Here is an 18,675-nt window from a genome sequence, read left to right on the forward strand (position 1 = left end):
TCGGAGAGGAAATGATACAAAAGAGGGCAAAACTGTTCAGTTTTATGGACTGGGCAGCCGGGGCTCCGCCGATACTTACCACCGCCACCTGCGAGGCGTATGGTCACTGCGAGTTTCAATAACGCGGCTGCGCCCAAGCCCGAATGAGGTCCGCGATGGTGGCCTCAGTCCCGGCGGTGATTGCCGGGACAGTCCCCGTGAGACGGGGCGATGGCGCCGGCTGCGTTACGCCGCCCAGGGTGACGAAAGTATCTCGGGCGTTGTTGTGAGGGCTCGCCGGAGCCTCGGCCATGCTTAGGACCGGCGTCACGCAGGCATCGGTCGACGCAAAGGTCTCGCCCCATTCGTCGCGCGTACGCGTCCGGAAGACCGCTTCGAAATCGGCTTCCATCCCAGGCCACCCCGCCCGCTCATGTTGATCGTAACCGCGACCTGCAAGGCCCAGACCCTCGAGCATCTGCGCAAAGAACTTGGGTTCCAGACAGCCCACGGCCACGAATTTGCCGTCGGCACAGGCGTAGCATCGATAGAACGGCGCACCGCCGTCAAGAAGATTGGATGCGGGTGCATCATTCCAAAGGCCCTTCGGCTGCCAAGCGTAGAACAGGCTCATGAGCGACGCGACGCCGTCCGTGATGCAGGCATCAACCACTTGGCCCGCCCCCGTCCGCCGTGCCGAAAGCAAGGCGCTCAACATTCCGAATATGAGGAACATCGCGCCGCCGCCGTAATCACCGACGAGATTGAGAGGGACTGGCGGCGGCTCCCCGGTCTTGCCCATGGCATGCAGCGCCCCTGTGATTGCGAGATAGTTGATGTCATGTCCCGCGCGCATGGCCATCGGCCCGCTCTGTCCCCAGCCGGTCATCCTCCCGAACACAAGGCTGGGATTACGGGCAAGACAGACATCCGGACCGACACCCAGCCGCTCCATCACTCCTGGCCGATAGCCTTCGATCAGACCGTCTGCATGCTCGATCAGGTCGAGCAGACTGCTGCGGTCCCTCTCGTTTTTGAGATCGAGATAAGTGACCATTCGGCTGCGATGAAGGATATCACCGCCCACGTCCTCCCAGTCACCGGGTCCAGCGGAGGGAGGCCGCGCGACCCGAACGATGTCCGCCCCCATGTCGGCCAGCAGCATCGCTGCCAGCGGCACCGGGCCGATCGCATCGATCTCGATGATACGCACGCCGACCAGCGGCCCTGACCGTTCCGGCATCAGATATTTGTCCGGTCCGCGCCCTTCAGGTCGAGAATGGCACGAGCTTCGTCCGGACTTGCCACTTCCAGCCCCATGCCCTCGATGATCTGGCGCGCGTTGCGCACCTGCTCAGCATTGGTCTCGGCCAGACGCCCGGGGCCGCCCCACAAAGAATCTTCCAATCCGACGCGCACGTTTCCTCCCATGGACGCAGCCATCGCGACGACACTCATCTGGCGGGCACCCGCGCCGAGCACCGACCACTGATACTGATCGCCGAACAGCCGATCTGCTGTGCGTTTCATGTGCATGATATCATCGGGATGGCTGCCGATCCCGCCCAGAATGCCAAAGCATGTCTGTATGAAGAGCGGTGCCTTTACCAAGCCCCGGTCCAGGAAGTACTTCAGGTTATAGAGGTGACTGGTGTCGTAGCACTCGAACTCGAAACGCGTGCCGAGAGGCGAAAGCGTGCCGAGCAGATGCTCGATATCCGCGTAGGTATTCTTGAATACCAAGTCCCGCGATGCTTCCAGCGCCGCTGGCTCCCAGGCGTGTTTGAATTCCTTGAAGCGGTCCAGCATCGGGAACAATCCAAAACCCATCGTGCCCATGTTGAGACTGGCGACTTCCGGCGCGAAAGTCTGGGCGGGACGGATGCGTTCCTGGACGGTCATCGAGGGATGTCCCCCGGTCGTCAGGTTCAGCACAGCATCGCTGCGCTGGCGGATGACCTTGAGGAACGGTTCGAAAAGCTTGGGATCCTGGTCGGGCCGGCCGTCAGTGGGGTTGCGGGCGTGAAGGTGGATGATCGCTGCGCCCGCTTCGGCCGCGCCAATCGCAGATTCCGCGATCTCGTCAGCCGTCACCGGAAGATGGGGTGACATCGAGGGTGTGTGGATCGCTCCGGTGATTGCGCAACTGATGATGACTTTTCGTTTGGCCATGATGTTTCCTTTCCCGCAGCCGCTCGATGGCAGCCGGCTCGCCGCCCGCAATCTATCCTTCGATAGGCAGTGAGGTGGCTCGTCAGGGAAGGATTCCGAGTTGGCGGGCGCGCAGAACCGCCTGAGGGCGACGGCGAACACCGAGCTTGTCGTAGATCTGCTGCATGTACCACTTGACCGTTCCCTCGGTCAGTCCCAGCCGATCGCCGATTTCCCGGTTGCGCAGACCGCCGCTCACCATGGTAAGAATGTCCACCTCCCGGTTGGCAAGGCGACCGGTCAGCCCGAAATCGTCGTCCTCGTCCTCGTCTGTCTCGATCTGCGGGCCATTTCGCATCAGGGAGACCAAGTGAACCGCGAACCGGTCGGCAGGTGTTTCGAGTTCAGGACCGTGGGAATAGGCCTCGGTAAGAAGAGCGGAAATGACTTCGCCCTCGTCGATAAACGTGCGCATCCAGCCGGCAGGTTCCGCCATTTCCACCGCCGCACGCACAGCGCGGCGAGCCTCGGAGCGATTGCCCTGGAGCACCGCGATTTCGGCAAGGAGCAATTCGAAGGTTACGGCCGAGCGAATGGCCCCGGCGCGCTTTACGAACTCCAGCCAGCGATGGGCCACCTTGCGCGCCCGGGTCAATCGGTGATGCTGCATTTCGATGCGCAACCAGGCGATCGCATTGCACTCGTTACGACGCGTCGGCCGCAGCGTCGGTATGGGCTCGCCGTCGATCTGCGGATCGCCGGCCAGGAAGTGCCGCTCAGCCTCCTCGATTTGGCCCGCCTTGACGAGCAGACGGACCTCTTCGGCAACAATGAAGGCGCGCATGCGATCAAGACCGCATTCTATCGCAACGAGATGCGCGTCATTGAGAGTGACAAGCGCGCCGGGAAGGTCGCCGCGCGCCGCGCGAAGGCGAGCATCGACGAGATAACCGGATGCCATCTGGTCGGCGAATCCCCACTGTCGCACGACGGGCAAGTGCCGTTCGACCAGGTCAGCCGCGCGATCTAGATCGCCGGCGTCGTAAAGCAGCTCCGCAAGCGGGAGCGCTGGCAAGGCAGCCAGTCCCGAGCCCTCGCCATGTAACCCTTTCGCAAGCGTAAAGGCTTCTTCGAGGAAGCGCTCGGCAAGGGGCGTTTTGCCTTGTGCCATCAATGTCGGGGCAACGGAGGCCTTGAGCGCAATCGAGGCAAAATCCGAACCCGGCCTGGACAGCGCCCGCCGAGTTTCCGCTTCCAGCTTGAGCATGTCCTGAAAGTGGTAGAGTTCGCGCCGTGCCGACATGAGCTGGGCAAGCAACGTACAGCTGAGATAGGCATGGCTTTCGGCCATCTCGACCAAAAGCGGCTCCGCGTCCGCTTCAACCTTGACCATGTCGTCGCGCGCGGCGGCCAGCATGACCAGGCGATGACGGATCATCAGATCGATCTGATCCGCATCGTGCGCATCGACCCTTCCTTCGGAGACCTTGGTCTCGAGGATAGCGCGCGCTGCGTCGATAAAGCGCTGGGCGGCGGTGAAAGACAATTGGCGAATGCGCCGCCATGCCAGAGCCAACAACAGATAAGGGTGCTGGGCCAGTTCCGCCCATGGCAAGGCGGAGCCCAACTCGTCGATGCGATAGAGATAGCCGGTATAGGTCAGCTGTTCCGCCAATTGGTCGAGCTGGCGGGCCAGAAATGCTTGATCGCCGCTCAGTCGGGCATGCTCGATGGCCAGGACTGCCTGATCGTTGGCGGCGAAGTAGTCGCTGGCACGGCAATGCATCAGGCCCGCCCGTGCGGGCGCCCTGTCCATCAGGCGTCCAAGGACCATCTCACGAAACAGGCGGTGATACGCGTATCGACTGTGTTCCTGATCGATCGCGTTCAGGAAGAGCCCCTGGCGGAACACATGGTCAAGCATCGCGCGAGAATCTTCGTCGCCGGTGACCGCCGCGCAGGCAGAAGGGGTCAGTTCATCCAGGATCGACGTATCGACAAGGAAGCGGCGAACGTCCTCTGGCTGACGGCTGAGCACCTCTTCATGGAAGTACTCTGCAAATTCCGGACGCAAGCCCGTCAACCTGGGACTGCCGGCCCCCTGTTTGCCGCGGCGGTACAAGTCGCAGGCGATCACAACGCCGGATACCCAACCTTGCGTGTCCCGCACGATATCCTGAAGATCCTTGGAGTCGATCGGCGTTCCGATGCTCTGGGTTACCAGCTGAGCCGCTTCCGCGATCGTGAGTGAGAGATCGGCATTTCCCACTTCATTGAGGAAACCCAATGCGCGCATACGCGCCAGCGGAAGCCCAATCGCGCCGCGGGCAGAAACGATCATGCACAGGGCATCCCGAGCTGTCGCCGATAGCTGTGCGATAAAATCGAGAGCGGCTTGATCGAGCAGATGGGCATCGTCGATGACAAGGACGGGCCGCGGGTCGATCGTTATCGACAACGCTTCGAGCCAGGGCGCATCGTCGCCATCCAGGGAAAGTTGCTCCCAAGGAAGGCCGGCCGCAACGCCTGCTGCCTTGAGGGCAGAGAGGAAAGATGCCTTGTTGAAGATCCCCGCACGTGTCGCCACCCAGAGGAGCGGGTGGCCTTGCGCGCGTAGCAGGTCCGCCCAGTAGAGCATCGAGGTGGTCTTTCCGCTTCCAGCGGGCGCTGACACCATCGTCAATCGGGAATCGCGGACCTTGGCCGTCAGGTCTCTCATGGCAGCGCGCTCAATCAATGTCGGCGTTATCCGATGCGGCAAAGCGCTCGTCGGAATGACTTTCATGGCTCTCTCCTGGACATGCCTTGTGGCAATTTGTTTTTTGATCCGAAATATATTCTGACGTGTGAAATCCTAAACGCAATCCTTTTTCCTATCCGCAGATAGGTCCTCGCGAGCCGGAGATATTGTCCTGCTCCGGATGGCCGGGAATTTTCGTAAATTGCCGTCTTTACGCCCGAAACAAACAGGCCGCCCGAAGCTGCCGGGGCCAAAAGCTAGGAAAGGTTGACCATGAAGGCCCTGTATCTCGAAAACGCCGAGGGACCTGAATCCACCCGCGTTGCCGACGTCGAAACGCCGGAACCCGGTCCCGGGGAAGTGCGAGTCGCACTCAAAGCCGCCTCGATCAACCACCGAGAACTGTTCATTTCTCATGGACAATATCCCGGCATGGTGGTGCCGGTAACGCTGGGTTGCGACGGCGCAGGCATTGTCGACAAGGTCGGCGCCGACGTTAGCGGCGTGGACGTGGGCTCAGAAGTCGTTCTCTATCCGGCCCGCAATTGGGGCCCCAATCGCCATGCGCCCGCTGCAGACTTCGGTTTGCTGGGCATGCCATTTGCCGGGACGATCGCCGAATACATCTGTATCCCTGCCGAGAACCTGGCTCCCAAACCTTCCTTCATGAGCTTTGAGGAAGCCGGCGCAATGCCGCTCACAGCGCTGACATCGTGGCGGGCTCTGATGTTCAAGGGCCGGCTTCAGGCCGGAGAAACTGTGCTGATCAGCGGGGTCGGCGGCGGAGTCGCCACGTTCGGCCTCGCATTCGCCGTCGCCAAGGGCGCGAACGTCTATGTGACCGGTGAGAGCCAGGAAGTCCTCGACCGGGCGATCGAGATGGGTGCCAAGGGCGGCCTGCTCTATACCGACCCGGATTGGCGAAAGCAGGTTGGCAAGCTGACCGGCGGGATTGACGTGGTCCTGGATGGTGCACCGTCACCCAGCTTTGCCAACTATGTCCGCGCCATCAACCCGGGTGCGCGCATAGTCATCTACGGGTCGACCGCCGGGAACGAGGTCAAGTTCAATGCGACGGATATTTTCCTCAAGAGCGCCAGCATCGTCGGCAGTCAGGTCGGCGATCCGCAGGACTTCCGGGAAATGCTAGCGTTCGCCGGCGAGCATCGGATCAAGCCGGTCATCGAGGCTACTTACCCTCTGGCGAAGGCAAAGGAAGCTCTTCTTCACCTTCGCGACCAGCACAAGTTCGGCAAAGTCGTGGTGACGATGTGAGCGATCTGTTCAGCCTGCACGGCAAGAAAGCCCTCGTCACCGGCGGCGCACAGGGGTTGGGGCGGATGATCGCTGAAGGTCTTCTGCGCGCAGGCGCTAGCGTGGCAATCACATCGCGCAAGGCCGATGTGTGTGAGACCGCCGCGGCGGAAATGTCGGGTCTCGGGCCATGCCTGCCGCTTGCCGCAGACCTGTCTACTCCGGAAGCCGCGGTGGAGCTTGCCGCACTGTATCGCAGCGCGCTGGGCCAATGCGACATCCTGATCAACAACGCCGGCAAGACCTGGGGCGGCCCTATCGATACCTTTCCCGACAAGGCCTGGCCAAGCGTGATGGCAGTCAATGTCCAGACGCCTTTCACTCTTGTGCGCGAACTCCTTCCCGAACTGGTCGCGGCGGGCACGGCCGATGATCCATCGCGGGTCATCAACATCGGTTCGGTGGCGGGCATGAAGGCCGAACGGCTCAATGCCTACAGTTACGCTGCCAGCAAGGCGGCGGTCCACATGATGACGCGGGATCTCGCCGGCGACCTTGCCGACCGGAACATCACGGTCAATGCCGTGATACCGGGCTTCTTCCCTACCAAAATGACCGCTCACATGCGTGACGAGGATGCAGTCGACCCGAAATTGCTCAGCCATATTCCGCTGCGCAGGCTGGGCCGCGCCGACGACATCGCCGGAATTGTCGTCTTCCTTTGCTCGCGAGCAGGAGCCTATGTCACCGGCGCGCAAATTCCGGTCGATGGCGGCGTAGTCGGCTGCGGGTGATCTTGATGCCGGCAGAGGGACGAGCGTCCAGCCAGGCTCATCCCTGATGCCGTATCCTCCGAGGACCGCATTCCTCCGGCAGCGAAAAGACTTGAGCGAGGGAGGACATAGTTCCTCCCTCGCTCCACAGGTCAGAGCTGCCAGCCGCCCCCCGCGACTATGACCTGACCTGTGATGTAATCGGCCTCCGGCATGCAAAGGAGATAGACGGCTCCTGCTGCTTCTTCCGGAGTGCCTGCGCGCCCGAGGGGAATTCCTTTCTCCATGGCCTCAAGGATCTCGTCGCTGACCCCGGCCTTGATCTTCTTGCCCTTGATATCGATGGTTGAACTGCCAGCCTCGCCAGCCGTCATACGCGTCATGATCGCGCCGAAGGCGACGGCATTGACCGTGGTGTTGTATCTCCCCCACTCTTTCATCACAGTCTTGGTGAGGCCGACAATCCCTGCCTTGCCGGCAGCATAACCGGCCTGCCCCGGGTTTCCGCCAAGACCCGAAACTGACGAAATGTTTACGACTGTCCGTCGCTTGGCACGCCCGTACTGTTCGATCTCGGCCTTGGCTGCGGACGAAATGATCGGCTGCGCGGCGCGAAGAATCCGGAAAGGCGCGCTCAGGTGTACATCGAGCATCGCGATCCACTGTTCGTCGCTGGTCTTTTGAAGCACCGAATCCCAGGCATAGCCGGCATTATTGATGATGATATCGATCGTGCCGAAAGCCGCGACTGCTGCGGACACGAAGGTATCGCCAAAAGTCGGATCAGTAACGTCGCCGACGCAAACGACGGCGCGAACGCCAAGTCCTTCGATCTCGGCCGCGGTGGCGCGGGCCACGTCTTCGTCAAGGTCATTGACCACGACATTTGCGCCCGCGCCAGCCAATTTGAGCGCGATCGCCTTGCCGATGCCCCGCCCCGATCCCGAAACGAGCGCGACCTTTCCATCCAGTATTTTCACGTGACCTCTTCCTGTTCTTTCACAAATCCTTGAACGCAGGCACTGCCCCCGTCGATCACCACCACGCCGCGTTCTCTCGCAGACGCGCGAAAGCGAATGTCATCTCCATCGCGCCAGATCTCGGTCCGAATGGTTTCGCCTGGGAACACAGGCGCGGTGAAACGGACATGCATGCGCGTCAGCAACGACGCGTCTCCGCCGCAGCACAAATGGATCAATGCGCGGCTAACGAGGCCCATCGTCGCCAGTCCGTGGAGGATCGGGCGCTCGAACCCCGCCGCCGCCGCCGTTCCGGCATCGATGTGCAACGGATTGCGGTCGCCGGTCAGCCGGTATAGCATCGCCTGGTTAGCCGCCGTAGGCAGGTCAAGCACTGCATCCGGCGGAAAATCGGGACATTGTCCATCCGCAAGCGGAACGAGAGATCGGTCTCCCCCGAAACCACCTTCGCCCCGTAGGACCCAGATTTCCTCTGCCTCCGCAATCAGCTGGTCTGTCGGCGTCGTCAGTATCCGCTTCGCCCGAACGAGAGCGGGCTTGCCCGGTCCCTTGTCGGCGACCTCTCCGATCTCGATCCGGCCATGAATGACCTGGCCCAGTTGCAGCGGTCGATGAAGACGCAAGCTCTGCTCGCCATGCAGAATTCGCGGCCAGTCCCACCCGAGTTCCGCAGCCATCGGCCAGAACCCCGGCGTGCCAAGCACAAGCGCCATGGTTGGCAAAACGGTGAGGTCACGCTCAAAGAGGAAGCGGCTCTCATCGATGGCGGCGAGCCCCGCTCCCACGCCCAGGGCGTAGAGGATGGCGGAACGCGGATCGCAAACGTCCTGCGCGATCGGGACCCGGTAACCGCGCATGCGCTCAAGGTTCAGCATAGCGAGTTTCCCTTCGGTCAGGTCAGCTTGCGCTCGTCGAGCCCGAGCCCGCGCCCGATTATCTCGCGCATGATCTCGCTCGTGCCGGCGAATATGCGGCTGACGCGGGCATCGGTGTACATCCGGCTGATCCGGTACTCGTCCATGTACCCGGCCCCGCCGTGGAGCTGGACGCATTCGTCCATCACCCGGCCCTCCAGTTCGCTCGTGAGCAACTTGGCAGCGGAGGCATCTTCGGCAGTGAGTTCGCCTGCGTTGAGCAGGATCACGCATTGATCCACGTACGTCTGGATCGCATCGAGCTCCGCGCGCATGGAAGCCATCTTGAAGCGCGTATTCTGAAACGCGCCGATCGGCTTTCCGAAGGCCTTGCGCTCTTTCACGTAGTCCAGCGTAAGGTCGAAGGCAGTCTGGGCAGTGGCCATGAAACCGATCGCTGCCACAAGGCGCTCCTGTGCCAGGAAGCGCGCAAGATACTTGAAGCCCTGCGTCGGATCGCCCAGCACGTTTTGCTTGGGCACTTTGACATCGCTGAAGAACAGCTCGGCGGTATCCTGCGCCTTCATACCCATCTTGGCGAGCTTGCGCCCGCGCTCGAAGCCTTCGAAGCCGCGCTCCACCACAAACAGGCCAAGCCCATGGCGGCTGGCCGGATCGGTCCGTGCCGCGACAACAACCAGATCGCCCAAAATGCCGTTGGAAATGTATGTCTTGGCGCCGTTGAGCACCCAGTGATCGTCATGCTCGACCGCGCTCGTGCGCATTCCTGCAAGGTCGCTGCCCGTAGATGGCTCGGTCATCGCCACGGCAAGAATAGTCTCGCCGCTGACGATGCCGGGCATCCAGCGCTCCTTTTGCTCCTGTGTGCCGAGCTTGGCGATGTAGGGCGCGACCAAATCGTTATGGAGATTGATGTAGAAGCCTATGTCGCCGTGGCGCATATTCTCCTCGATGATAATCTGCTCGAAACGAAAATCGTCGATTCCCGCACCCCCGTACCGTTCCTCGGCCCAGGTGCAGAGCAATCCCTGCTCGCCTGCCTTGAGGTAAAGATCGCGATCGACCATGCCCTGTTCGCGAAAGCGTTCGGCATGGGCGCCGACATTGGCGCTCATGAACTTGACGACGCTGTCGCGAAACTGCTCGTGCTCCGGCTCGAAGATCAGGCGCTTCATGCTGGCATGGGCTCCTTGGCCTCGTCGGCGCTTTCGGCAGTGTAGAAGGTCTCGCCGCGCGATGCCTTCTCACGCAGCCACGCGGAAGGCAGGAAACGGGGCCCATATCGCTGGGCAAGGATATCCGCTTCCCCGACGAACGAGCCGATGCCGATCGTATCGATGTAGCTGATCGTTCCGCCGGTCCACGTCGGGAAACCCCACCCATAGATCGCGCCGAGATCGGCGTCCTGCGGTGTTTCCAACACGCCCTCTTCCAGGCAGCGCGCCGTCTCCATCGCCTGGGCAAATAGAAAGCGCTTCTTGAGTTCCTCGATGTCCCAACTGCCATTGACAGGGAAGTGCTCGACGAGCCCCTTCCACAAGTGCTTCTTGCCGCCTTCAGGGTAGTCGTAGAAGGCTCCTCCGGTCTTGCGGCTGGAGCGTCCGATCTCGTCCTTCATCTTGCGCATGACGGCAACGCCGGCCGGCGGAGTATAGGCCTCGCCCTCTTCCGCGATCGCCTGGTCGACGATCTTGAGCGGCAGATCCAGCGTGAGTTCGTCCAGCAGCGCGAGCGGACCGACCGGCATGCCAACTGCCTTGGCGGCATTCTCGATCACTGCCGGTGGCACGCCTTCCGCCAGCATGGCCGCTCCTTCGTGGATCAGCATCTGGAACACGCGGCTGGTATAAAAGCCGCGGCTGTCATTGACGACAATCGGCGTCTTGCGGAGCTGCGCGATGAAATCGAGACCCTTGGCCAGCGTTTCCTTGCTGGTCTGCTTGCCCATGATGACCTCGACCAGACCCATGCGATCGACCGGCGAGAAGAAATGCAGACCGATGAACTGATCCGGGCTTCTCGAAGCCAGCGCCAACTGCGAAATCGGAAGAGTCGAGGTGTTAGAAGCAAAAATGGCTTCGGGCGGCAGCACTGCCTCTGCCTTCTTCGTGGTCTCCGCCTTGATCGCGGTATCCTCGAACACGGCTTCGACGACCAGATCGCAGCCCTGGAGCATGCCGAAATCGTCGGTCGGGACAATGCGGGCAAGAACCGCATCGGCCTTGTCCCGCGTCACCTTGCCTTTTTCGACCAGCTTGTCGAGTACCTTGGCTGAATAGTCCTTGCCCCTTTGCGCCGTCGGCACATCGCGGTCGATCAAGACGACGTCGATGCCGGCATTGGCCGCAACGTAGGCAATTCCCGCACCCATCATCCCCGCGCCCAGCACGCCGACCTTTCGCGCTTCGAACCTGGGATAGCCTGCGGGGCGGCGAGCGCCCTTTTCTGCTGCCAGCTTCGAGATGAAGGTCGTGCGAATGATGTTGCGGGCGACCGGATCGGTTAGCAGCTTAGCAAAGTATTTGCCCTCTACTGCGAGCGCCTTGTCGAACGGCAACTGCAATGCCTGAAACAGCGAATTGAGAATTGCGAGCGGAGCCGGCTGATTATAGCCGCTCTTCGCAAGGCCTCCCGTCGCCATCATGTACGCGGCGGAATCTTCCGGTACCGTGAGCCCTTTCTTCTGAGGCGGAACCCAGCCCTTGACGTCCCACGGCTTGACAGGGTCGGGCCCGCTCGCCAGCCACGTCCGGGCGGTATCGAGAAGTTCCGCTTCGGGAACCACCTGATCCACGATGCCCAGTTTGAGCGCTTCGGCAGGCGCGACGGCGCGGCCGGTCAGAAGCAGGTCGAGCGCCGTTTTCATGCCGGCGATGATACCGAGCCGAACCGTGCCTCCAGATCCGGGAAGGAGACCGACAGTAACTTCGGGCAGGCCGACAGTGGCCTTTGCATCATCGACGAGGATGCGATGATGGCAGGCCAGCGCGAGTTCGAAACCTCCGCCCAGCGCCAAACCATTGATCGCTGCAACCCACGGCTTACCCGACTGCTCGATCGCGCGGTGCATGTCGGTCGCCCGCTTCGAGAACGCATAGGCCTCGAGCGGTGTGAGCGTATCGAAGCCATTGACCAGCTGCTTGAGATCCGCGCCGGCCATGAACGACTTCTTGCCCGAGGTCAGGATAACGCCCTTGATGGCGTCGTCCTGTGCGATCTGCCTGGTGGCCTGCGTCATGCCCGCAATGAAGCCGTCGTTGACGACGTTCATCGAACCTTCGGCATCGAGAGTCAGGATCGCGAAGCCGTCTTCGGCCTTCTCCAGTCGCATTGTCTTCATGGGTGTGTCCCGATCTTTTTCTAGGAATGGAGCAGCGTTCAGACGCGCTCGATGATAGCGGCGGTCCCAAGACCATTGGCCGCGCACAGCGTGATGAGGCCGGTTTCGGCGTCGCGGCGTTCCAATTCGTCGAGCACGGTGCCGAGGATCATCGCGCCGGTGGCGCCGAGCGGATGTCCCATGGCGATCGCGCCGCCGTTCACGTTGATCCGGTCGTCGGGAATGTCCATGTCGCGCTGGAAGCGCATAACTACGCTGGCGAAGGCCTCGTTGAGCTCCCAGAGGTCGATGTCCTTGGGCATCATTCCTCCGGCCCGCAAAGCCTTGCGCGAGACCTCCGCAGGGGCCGTCAGCATGATCGTCGGTTCAGAACCGATATTGGCATAGGAACGGACGCGCCCGCGGGGCTTGAGCCCCGCTTTCTCGCCGAACGCCCGTGAGCCGACCAGGACGAGCCCGGAACCGTCGACAATACCGGAGCTGTTGCCGCCGTGATGGACGTAGTCGAGGTCCTCGATCTCGGGGTACCGCGCTTTTGCGACAGCTTCGAAACCGGCTTTCCCGAAGCCTTCGAATGCGGGCTTGAGCTTTGCCAGGCTCTCCAGCGTGGTGCCCGGACGCATGTGCTCATCATGATCGAGCACGACCTCGCCCAGCACGTCCTTCACTGGCACGATGGAATTTCGAAAATAGCCGTTTTCCCAGGCACGGGCCGCCTTGCGCTGGCTCTCGACCGCGAAACGGTCGACATCCTCGCGGGTGTAGCCGTCGAGCGTCGCGATGATGTCCGCGCCGATGCCCTGCGGCGCATAATAGTTGCCGAATGCAACAGCCGGGTCCGACGTCCAGGCACCGGAATCATAGCCCATGACCGTCCGGCTCATGGATTCAACGCCGCCCCCGATGCCGGCCTGGATCATGCCGGAATGGACCTGGGCCGCGATGAGACTGACAGCATCGAGGCCAGTCGCGCAAAATCGGTGAATCTGCTGGCCAGCCACCGATTGCGCATAGCCGGCTTGAAGAACTGCCGCGCGCGCCAGGACACCGCCCTGTTCGCCGACCGGCTGCGCCATGCCAATGATAACGTCATCGAGCAAGGCGGTGTCGAGTGCGTTGCGCTCCTGCAAGGCCTTGAGCAGCTGTGTCGCCATTTCGACCGAAGTGATCTCATGCAGCGCGCCATCGGGCCGGCCCTTGCCGCGCGGCGTGCGAACATGATCGTAGATATAGGCTTCCATCGTCATTTCCCGGCCAGTGATCGGTGTTTTCGTGATCCTGCTCTTGGGTCTGGCCAGCCTGTCCGCACCTATCCAACGAAAGGCGCAGGATCGCGGGTTCGCTGCAATCTCGCACTCATCGCGCAGGGACGAACTTTGAGGACGAGCTTTTGTGAGCATGACGGGTGAAGACGACGCCGCAATTCGCATCACCGCGACGACGTTGGGTGATCACCTCTTGGCGGGGTGGGACAAGGGCAAGGACAGGGAGGCCCTGGTTTTTCCGGGCGAACGCAAGACTTATGACGAAGTCGTGGCCAGTGTTCTGCGCCGCGCGAGGGGGCTAAGGGCGCTCGGGATTCGGCGGGGCGACCATGTCGGCATCTTGCTGCCGTCCAGCATCGAATTCGTCGAAACGCTTTTCGCAAATGCGATGTGCGGTGCCGTCTCGGTTCTCATGAATGCCCGCTACAAGGCACCAGAGATGGCGTACGTGTCGGAGAACGCCGACCTTGCAGCCATCGTCACAAACGATCTTGTCTCTGAACACGTCGACTTCGGTGCCCGGCTTTACGAGGCGTTTGCAGACCTGGCGAGTGCCGACAATCCTGCTCGCCTGTCACTTGCCGCGGCACCGAAGCTTTCCCGCATCATCATGCTTGGCGGTCGTTCGGTTCCCGGCTTCATCGACCAGGCGATGTTCGATGAAGCCGCCGAACAGGTCAGCGAAGACGAAATCCATGCGGCGCGCCTCACTGTTCGCGTACGTGATACCGCGATGATTCTGTACACCTCCGGCACTTCGGCCAATCCCAAGGGCTGTCTACTAAGCCATGAAGCCGTGACGCGCGAGGCGAACAACCTGGCGCACTATCGCTGGGCCTTCCAGCCCGGCGAGCGAGCATGGTCGCCGCTGCCGCTTTTCCATATCGCCGCAATGCTCTGCATGCTCGGCGCGATGGAGGTAGGTGGTACCTTCATCGGACAGCCGCATTTCGACGCCGGAGAAAGCCTGCGCCAGATCGAGCAGGAGCGCGTGACGATGATGTTCCTCCCCTTCGTCACATTTCATCAGGCAATGATCGCGCATCCCGATTGGGAAACGTCAGATCTTTCCTCGGTCAGGCTCCAGAACAGCTGCTTTGCCTTCATGCCCGACCGGGTCGGTCAGGCATACCGGGAGAAGGCTCCCGGTATGTTGCAGGTGGGGACCATGGGCATGACGGAGGCTACAGGAATCGTGACCACCGGCGGCTACGGGATGGAGCCGGAAATGGGCTTCAGAAAGCTCGGTTATCCTCTTGCCGGCATCGAAATGAAAATCATCGACCCTGAAACAGGCTTGGAGAAAGCCGTCGACGAACGGGGCGAGATATTGATCCGCGGTTACAATCTGTTCGACGGATACTACAAAGATCCTGAGAAGACGGCCCAGGCGCTCGACAGCGAGGGCTGGTATCACAGCGCCGACATCGGCTCGATCGATGCGCACGGGCATGTGATGTTTCACGGCAGGTTCAAGGACATGCTCAAGGTGGGCGGCGAGAACGTCGCGGCGGCAGAAGTCGAAGCGGTCCTGGCCGCGCATCCGGCTGTTCGTCTTGCCCAGGTCGTTGGCCTGCCGGACGAGCGGCTGGCCGAAATCCCTGCAGCCTACATCGAGCGAGACGGCGACGTGATTGTCGAGCCGGAGGAATTGATCGCCTTTACCAAGGCGCGCCTTGCCTCGTTCAAGGTGCCCCGGCACATCCGGTTCATCGACGAATGGCCGATGTCGGCATCGAAGATACAGAAGTTCAAGCTGCGCAGCGCGTTGATGGACGAGCTTGGTCTCAAGGACTGATCAGGCGCTGCGCGCAAAGGGAGAATGGAATGCGTGTGGTCATTACTGGTGCAGCCAGCGGCATCGGCCGCGCCTGCGCTGAACTGCTGGCGGCGGGACAAGTGTTGCCCGGCCTGCACTCAATGCTCCTCGCCGACAGGGACGAGGCCAATCTTGGAGCAGTGACGGGCAAAATTGGGCCGGCGGCAGGGGGCTGCGTCGTCGATCTTGCCGAGCCCGACTGCGGCGATCGCATCGTCGAGGCTGCACTCGCCCACATGGGCGGTATCGATGCAGTCATCAGCAATGCGGGCATCATCATGGGTGGCGCTCTTGTCGACCAGCCACTTGCCGACTTCGACCGGATCTTCGCGGTAAACACTCGCTCCACCTGGCTGCTAGCAAAGGCCGCGCATCCGCACCTGCGAGCCAGCAAGGGTGCCTTCATTGCTACAGGTTCGATGTCGGGCACCCAGCCCACGCCGGGGCTCGGATTTTATTCGTGCAGCAAGGCGGCGCTTCTGATGCTGATCCGGCAACTCTGCATTGAGTGGGGTCCCGATGGCATCCGCTGCAATACCGTCTCTCCCGGTCCTACCTACACGCCGATGACGGCCGCCGGCTACGGTGACAAGACGCGCCGGGAAGAGCGGGAAGCCAGTATACCTTTGCGTAAACTCGGCCTGGCCGAGGATGTCGCCAACGCCATCCTGTTCCTCGCCAGTTCGCAGGCCAGCCACATCAGCGGTATCGATGTGCTTGTCGACGGCGGCATGAGCAACATGCTGATGCCGGCCAGCGGGGGCGGCACGGGCCAGCAAAGGCAACGCTGAAAATGGTGTCAGGCGGCCTTGTCATCCAGGAAACGCAGGTTCGCCTCACCCGCCGGGTCGGTCTGTCCATCGATCAGAAGCCTGGCTGTTGCCTCGAGATGGCTTCTGAGGAGAGCGACGGCCCGATCCGCATCCCTGGCAAGCGTGGCTTCGACGATTTCGGCATGCTCATGCACCAGATCCCGCTCGCCGGTTGCGAGCGGAACCGTGAGGTAGCGATATCGTTCGGATTGAGCGTAGAGCCATTCGCGCATGCGCAGCAACCATGGGCTGTCGCAAGCATCGACGAGGGCATGATGGAAGTCACCATGGGCCTCGGCGTAGTCCTCATTGAGCCGCTCCGGCATGTCGGGATCGCGTGTCGGCGTCTTGCTGAGACGGTGGGCAGCACTCACGATCGTCGATTCCCAATCGAGGCCGCCGCGTTCGATGGCGCGGCGAAGACACTGTCCCTCGATGTCACTCCTCACCATGACGAGGTCAGTCAGATCGGCGATGGAAATCGGCGCTGCCCGAAAGCCTCGCGCATCGTCAAGGACGACGAACCCTTCAGACGTCAGGCGCGACAAGGCCTCTCGGACTGCACCGAGACTGAACCCCAGGTTGTCCGACACGTCTTTGATGTTGATCCGCTCCCCCGGCACAAGGCGGCAGGTCAGGAGATTGTCCCGCAGCCGGCGATAGGCCTGCTCGGTGAGGCTGAGCTTTTTTGTCATCCCAGTCTCCATAGCAGCAACGAAATGCAAGGTAAACGCTAGAGGTATATTTGAGTACTTAGAATATATTTCAGATTGACGAGCCGACCGAGCCACCCCACGGTGCCCGAGTTTGGAAAAGGATCGAATCATGCGCTTGGCAAAAGTTTCGAAGGACGGTCGCATCGGCGTTGCGGTGGACACTGGCTCCGGCATCAAGGCGATTTTCGGCGACGCGGCACTCTACGATCTGGACGACCTTGTCGCTCAGGGCGGCGAAGCGCTCGCAAAGGCGGGCGGCAAAGTCCTGGCCCAGGGAGAGAGCGTCGCGCAAGACGACCTTGAATTTCTGCCTCCGCTCATCAAGGCGCCGAAAATCCTGTGCCTTGGTCTCAACTACAAGGATCACGCTGCCGAAGGCGGCTTTCAGGTTCCCGAATTCCCGACAGTTTTCGGACGGTTCAATTCGAGCCTGATCGGCCACGGCGCACCGATCATCAAGCCGGCCACATCGGACCAGCTCGATTACGAGGCTGAAATGGTCGCAATCGTCGGCAAGGGCGGAAAGAACATCGGAAAGGAAGACGCGCTGTCCCACATCGTCGCTTACTCGGTGTTCAATGACGGCTCCGTGCGCGACTATCAGCTCAAGACGCCGCAATGGACCGTGGGCAAGAATTTCGACGATACCGGTGCCTTCGGTCCATGGCTGGTCACGGCCGATGAACTGCCCGCGGGCGGCGCTGGGCTCAAGATCGAGACCAGGCTGAACGGGCAGGTGGTTCAGAGCGCCAATACCTCTGACATGGTCTTCGATGTTGTCGATACGGTGTCCTTGCTTTCCACATGCTTCACGCTGGAAGCAGGCGACGTGCTGGTCATGGGCACGCCGTCGGGCATCGGACTTGCCCGCAATCCTCCGCTCTTCATGAAGGACGGGGATGTGTGCGAAGTGGAGATCGAAAAAATCGGCTTGCTGGTCAATCCCATCAAGGCAGCGTGATTTCGGGCCGAGCGATGCGCCAGAACATCGCTCGGCCGCCATGGAGGACAGGATGAACGAGAAAAGCATCGCCAGTCGCCGCGCCAATGTACTTGGTGTCCATTCCATCGATCACTTTGCGGTGGAAGTGCCCGACCTCGACGAGGCACGACGCTTCTACACGCTCTTCGGTCTGGACGTGCGCGAGGCGGATGGCCGGCTCGAACTCTATGCGCAGGGTCATCCGCACAGGTGGGCAGTCCTCAGCCAGGCAGGCGATGCCAAGCGGCTGCGTTATCTCAGCTTCGGGATATTCGCGGATGAGGAGGAGACGTTTCGCGGCCACCTCAAGCGCGCCGGTGTGGAATTCATCCCGGCACCTGACAACGCAGAAGCCAAGGGTATCTGGTTCAGAGGGTTCGACGGCCTTCCCATCAACGTCCGCGTTGCGGAAAAGGCGACGCCCGCCGAAAAGAGCCGCTTCAGCTTCACGAGTTCAGAACCCGGCAAGTCCGGCGCGATTCCCAACAGCAAGGCACCCAAGGTCCACCCCCGGCGTCTTTCGCACTTTGCGATTTTCACCACCGACGTGAACGCCGCGATCGACTTTTATGAGCGGACGCTTGGCCTGCGGCTCTCCGACAAGAGCGAGCCCGCTGTTGCCTTTCTCCATGGTGTCCATGGGAGCGATCACCACTTGCTCGCACTCGTGCTCTCCGACCGCCGCGGTATGCATCACAACAGCTGGGACGTGGGTTCCGTCATGGAAGTGGGTCTCGGCGGCGCAAGCATGGCGCGCGCCGGCTACGGACCCAACTGGGGCCTCGGCCAGCACGTGCTGGGTGCGAACTACTTCTACTACGTACGCGATCCTTGGGGCAGCTTCAGCGAGTATTCCGCCGACATCGATTTCATTCCTGCGGATGTGGACTGGCCCTCGGCCAACCACGCCCCTGACGACAGCATGTTCCTTTGGGGGCCGGACCCATTCCCCGAATTTATCCAGAACACCGAACCAGCGGAGGCCTGAT

15 protein-coding genes are annotated in these 18,675 nt (G+C 61.5%); 6 read left to right on the forward strand and 9 right to left on the reverse strand.

Features of this window, described 5'->3' with window-relative positions; genetic code table 11:
• Window positions 1–115: 115 nt before the first annotated feature.
• From WBP06_RS25600 to WBP06_RS25610, 3 genes are all read right to left on the reverse strand, one after another.
• Window positions 116–1,222, reverse strand: a complete 1,107-nt coding sequence (locus WBP06_RS25600; protein WP_133085056.1) for a CaiB/BaiF CoA-transferase family protein — start codon at window positions 1,220–1,222, stop codon at window positions 116–118.
• Window positions 1,222–2,151 (reverse strand): 3-keto-5-aminohexanoate cleavage protein, encoded by a 930-nt coding sequence (locus WBP06_RS25605; protein ID WP_395335235.1) that lies wholly within the window; start codon window positions 2,149–2,151, stop codon window positions 1,222–1,224. Before WBP06_RS25605 ends, WBP06_RS25600 begins: the two co-directional genes overlap by 1 nt.
• Window positions 2,152–2,233: 82 nt before the next feature.
• Complete coding sequence (locus tag WBP06_RS25610) at window positions 2,234–4,915, reverse strand: LuxR C-terminal-related transcriptional regulator (RefSeq protein WP_395335238.1); 2,682 nt, start codon at window positions 4,913–4,915, stop codon at window positions 2,234–2,236.
• Between the two features lie 228 nt (window positions 4,916–5,143).
• On the opposite strand from WBP06_RS25610, the gene WBP06_RS25615 reads away from it, so the two are divergent.
• Window positions 5,144–6,145 carry a zinc-binding dehydrogenase gene (locus WBP06_RS25615; RefSeq protein ID WP_133085053.1) on the forward strand — a complete coding sequence of 334 codons (1,002 nt, stop codon included), beginning with the start codon at window positions 5,144–5,146 and terminating at the stop codon, window positions 6,143–6,145.
• A complete protein-coding gene (locus WBP06_RS25620) occupies window positions 6,142–6,918 on the forward strand; it encodes an SDR family oxidoreductase (RefSeq protein ID WP_133085052.1) in 777 nt (258 codons plus the stop codon). Before WBP06_RS25615 ends, WBP06_RS25620 begins: the two co-directional genes overlap by 4 nt.
• A 131-nt stretch (window positions 6,919–7,049) precedes the next feature.
• Here the strand turns inward: WBP06_RS25620 and WBP06_RS25625 are convergent, their stop codons facing one another.
• The 5 genes from WBP06_RS25625 to WBP06_RS25645 are packed head-to-tail and all read right to left on the reverse strand — an operon-like array spanning window position 7,050 to window position 13,333.
• Window positions 7,050–7,877, reverse strand: coding sequence for an SDR family NAD(P)-dependent oxidoreductase (locus WBP06_RS25625; protein ID WP_395335242.1), 828 nt, complete (start codon window positions 7,875–7,877; stop codon window positions 7,050–7,052).
• A complete protein-coding gene (locus WBP06_RS25630) occupies window positions 7,874–8,752 on the reverse strand; it encodes a MaoC family dehydratase (RefSeq protein WP_133085050.1) in 879 nt (292 codons plus the stop codon). Before WBP06_RS25630 ends, WBP06_RS25625 begins: the two co-directional genes overlap by 4 nt.
• Before the next feature lie 17 nt (window positions 8,753–8,769).
• Complete coding sequence (locus tag WBP06_RS25635; RefSeq protein ID WP_133085049.1) at window positions 8,770–9,927, reverse strand: acyl-CoA dehydrogenase family protein; 1,158 nt, start codon at window positions 9,925–9,927, stop codon at window positions 8,770–8,772.
• A complete protein-coding gene (locus WBP06_RS25640; RefSeq protein ID WP_395337582.1) occupies window positions 9,924–12,083 on the reverse strand; it encodes a 3-hydroxyacyl-CoA dehydrogenase NAD-binding domain-containing protein in 2,160 nt (719 codons plus the stop codon). The genes WBP06_RS25635 and WBP06_RS25640 overlap by 4 nt, the downstream gene beginning before the upstream one ends.
• A 47-nt stretch (window positions 12,084–12,130) precedes the next feature.
• Complete coding sequence (locus tag WBP06_RS25645; RefSeq protein ID WP_133085048.1) at window positions 12,131–13,333, reverse strand: acetyl-CoA C-acetyltransferase; 1,203 nt, start codon at window positions 13,331–13,333, stop codon at window positions 12,131–12,133.
• A gap of 157 nt (window positions 13,334–13,490) precedes the next feature.
• Between WBP06_RS25645 and WBP06_RS25650 the strand changes: the two genes are divergently transcribed.
• Complete coding sequence (locus WBP06_RS25650; RefSeq protein ID WP_236549399.1) at window positions 13,491–15,155, forward strand: class I adenylate-forming enzyme family protein; 1,665 nt, start codon at window positions 13,491–13,493, stop codon at window positions 15,153–15,155.
• 29 nt (window positions 15,156–15,184) lie between these two features.
• Complete coding sequence (locus WBP06_RS25655) at window positions 15,185–15,967, forward strand: SDR family NAD(P)-dependent oxidoreductase (RefSeq protein WP_133085046.1); 783 nt, start codon at window positions 15,185–15,187, stop codon at window positions 15,965–15,967.
• A gap of 8 nt (window positions 15,968–15,975) precedes the next feature.
• On the opposite strand, the gene WBP06_RS25660 is transcribed toward WBP06_RS25655, so the two are convergent.
• Window positions 15,976–16,683 (reverse strand): GntR family transcriptional regulator, encoded by a 708-nt coding sequence (locus tag WBP06_RS25660; protein ID WP_201282527.1) that lies wholly within the window; start codon window positions 16,681–16,683, stop codon window positions 15,976–15,978.
• Window positions 16,684–16,813: 130 nt separating this feature from the next.
• On the opposite strand from WBP06_RS25660, the gene WBP06_RS25665 reads away from it, so the two are divergent.
• Together WBP06_RS25665 and WBP06_RS25670 are read left to right on the forward strand one after the other, a co-directional pair.
• Entirely contained in the window at window positions 16,814–17,665 is an 852-nt protein-coding gene (locus WBP06_RS25665) for a fumarylacetoacetate hydrolase family protein (protein ID WP_133085045.1), read from the forward strand.
• Window positions 17,666–17,717: 52 nt separating this feature from the next.
• The gene (locus WBP06_RS25670; RefSeq protein ID WP_133085044.1) at window positions 17,718–18,674 is read left to right on the forward strand and encodes a VOC family protein; all 957 of its coding nucleotides are present in this window, start codon (window positions 17,718–17,720) and stop codon (window positions 18,672–18,674) included.
• Window position 18,675 lies beyond the last annotated feature (1 nt).

The sequence above is a fragment of the Novosphingobium mississippiense genome, from assembly GCF_044029535.1.
GTDB lineage: Bacteria > Pseudomonadota > Alphaproteobacteria > Sphingomonadales > Sphingomonadaceae > Novosphingobium.